Consider the following 2,717-nt stretch of genomic DNA (forward strand, 5'->3'; position numbering starts at 1 on the left):
CGCGTCGGTCGAGTCGCTCGTCCTGCGGGCAGTCACCGATGAGCAGTTGAAGGTGTCCGGTGGCGGCGGAAGCGAGTCGCTCTTCCGGGTCGAGTGGTCTCCTCTGCCGGTACGCGACGACGCCGATGCCACTGACGTGGAGGTACTCGAGGTCCGTGCGGCTTCCGCACTGGATGCCGAAGCCGTGCAGGCCCTGACAGCGGACACGCTCTCCGCCGTTCAGTCCTTCCTCGCGTCGTCGCGGGAGGGCTCCTTGGTGGTGGCGACGCGGGGTGCGGTGGATGTCGTGGGTGGGGGAGGTGCGGCTGATCCGGCAGGGGCCGCGGTGTGGGGTCTGGTGCGTTCGGCGCAGGCGGAGAACCCTGGCCGTATCGTCTTGGCGGACGTGGATGGTGCCCTTGGCAATGGGTTGCTGGCAGGTGTGGTGGCGTCGCGTGAGTCGCAGGTGGCGGTGCGGTCGGGCGAGGTGTTCGTGCCCCGGCTGGTGCGTGCCGCGGCGGTGCCTTCCGAGGGTCCGGTGTTCCGGTCCGGTGGGACGGTACTGGTCACTGGTGGCACCGGCACTCTTGGCGCTGTGGTCGCCCGGCATCTGGTTGCGGCTCATGGTGTGCGGAGCCTGGTGTTGACGAGTCGTCGTGGGCTCGCAGCGCAGGGAGCGGCAACGTTGAAGGCCGAGTTGGAGCAGGCCGGTGCCGTGGTGACGGTGGTGGCCTGTGACGTGGCCGACCGCGAGTCGCTGTCCGGGCTGCTGGATGCCGTTCCCGCCGAGGCTCCGTTGACGGGTGTCGTACACACCGCCGGTGTGCTGGACGATGGCGTGATCGGGAGTCTGACTCCGGAGCGGCTGGCGTCGGTGTTCCGGCCGAAGGTGGACGCCGTGCTGATGTTGCACGAGCTGACGCGGCATCTGGACCTGGACGCCTTCGTGCTCTACTCCTCCGCGGCTGGTGTCCTGGGCGGCCCGGGCCAGGGGAATTATTCGGCGGCGAACGCGTTCCTGGACGCTTTCGCGCAGTGGCGCCGCGCGCAGGGACTGACCGCGGTGTCACTGGCCTGGGGCCTGTGGGGCGATGCCGGCGGCATGGCTGGTGCCCTCGACCGGACGGACCAGGCCCGTATGCGGCGCAGCGGCATCCGGCCCTTGTCCGTGGAGGAGGGCATGGCGCTCTTCGACGCCGCTCTCGGCGCCGACGAACCGATCCTCGTACCGGTGGGGTTCGACCTCTCCGCGCTCACCGCACAGGCCGGCGCCGGACGGCTGGCTCCGATGCTGCAGGACCTGGTCCGTCGGCCCCGGCGTGCCGCCTCGACCGGCGGGGCCGCACTCGTCGACTCGCTCGCGGACCGGCTGGCGGCGCTTCCTGGCGAGGAGCAGACCGAAGCGCTGCTGGACCTGGTCCGCGGCGAGGTCGCCGTAGTGCTGGGGCATGCCGACGCCGAGGGCATCGTGCCGGGACAGGCGTTCAGCGAGCTGGGCTTCGACTCGCTCACCGCGGTCGAACTGCGCAACCGGCTGGCCGGGGTGACGGGCATCCGACTGCCGGCCACGCTGATCTTCGACTATCCGTCCCCGGCCGCGATCACCGAACATCTGCGCGCCGAACTCGTCCCGGTCACGGCGATCGGAGCGGTGGACCTCGCAGAGGTGGATGAGGCCGGGCTGCGCAAGGTCCTTGCCTCCGTACCGCTGAAGCGGCTCCAGGAGTTGGGCGTGCTGGCGCAGTTGCTGCCTCTGGTGGCCGCGGCCCCCGGCGCCGCCACCACTCCTGCCCCTTCGGAAACACGACAGAACGCGTCTCGCCTTATCGCCGATATGGACGCCGCCAGCCTCATCGAACGCGCGATGGGCAACACCAACGACTGAGCCCGTCGCGGGCTACGGAGGAACTCAAGTATGTCTGTATCCGAGGACAAGCTTGTCGCGGCACTGCGCGCCTCGCTCATGGAGAACGAGCAGCTCAAGGAGGAGCGCGACCGGGTCCTGGCGGCCTCGTCCGAACCGATCGCGATCGTGTCGGCCGCCTGCCGACTGCCTGGTGGCGTCTCCTCGCCGGAGGACCTGTGGCGGTTGGTGGCCGAGGAACGCGACGGCATCACCTCGTTCCCGGAGGACCGGGGCTGGGACGTCGACCGGATCTACGACCCCACTCCCGGCCTTGCCGACAAGTCCTACGTCCGGGAAGGCGGATTCCTGCATGATGCCGGCGAGTTCGATCCGGCGTTCTTCGGGATTTCTCCGCGTGAGGCGTTGGCGATGGATCCGCAGCAGCGGTTGTTGCTGGAGGTGTCGTGGGAGGTGTTGGAGCGGGCCGGGATTGAGTCGTGGGAGGTGTTGGAGCGGGCCGGGATTGATCCGGCCTCGCTGAAGGGCAGTCGTACCGGCGTCTTCGCCGGCCTGATGTACCACGACTACGAGGCGGCCGTGGCGGCCGGAAGCATCGTCTCGGGTCGGGTGGCGTACACCTTGGGTTTCGAGGGTCCGGCGGTGACGGTGGACACGGCGTGTTCGTCGTCTTTGGTGGCGATGCACTCGGCGGTCCAGTCGCTGCGCAGCGGCGAGTGTTCGCTCGCCCTCGCCGGCGGTGTCGCCGTGATGTCCACGCCCATCGCGTTCGTGCAGTTCTCGCGGCAGCGGGGGCTTGCGCCGGATGGGCGGTGCAAGTCGTTCGCGGCGGGTGCGGACGGGACTGCGTGGGCCGAGGGTGTGGGTCTGGTTT

General features: G+C 69.6%; 2 protein-coding genes. Both read left to right on the forward strand.

What is annotated here, in order from left to right; genetic code table 11:
* Positions 1 to 184 precede the first annotated feature (184 nt).
* A complete protein-coding gene (locus ADK64_RS42425) occupies positions 185 to 1,864 on the forward strand; it encodes a type I polyketide synthase (RefSeq protein ID WP_420712935.1) in 1,680 nt (559 codons plus the stop codon).
* A gap of 30 nt (positions 1,865 to 1,894) precedes the next feature.
* On the forward strand, positions 1,895 to 2,717 hold an 823-nt coding region (locus tag ADK64_RS03995; RefSeq protein ID WP_234384454.1), incomplete at its 3' end, for a beta-ketoacyl synthase N-terminal-like domain-containing protein.

Source organism: Streptomyces sp. MMG1121 (assembly GCF_001280015.1).
GTDB lineage: Bacteria > Actinomycetota > Actinomycetes > Streptomycetales > Streptomycetaceae > Streptomyces.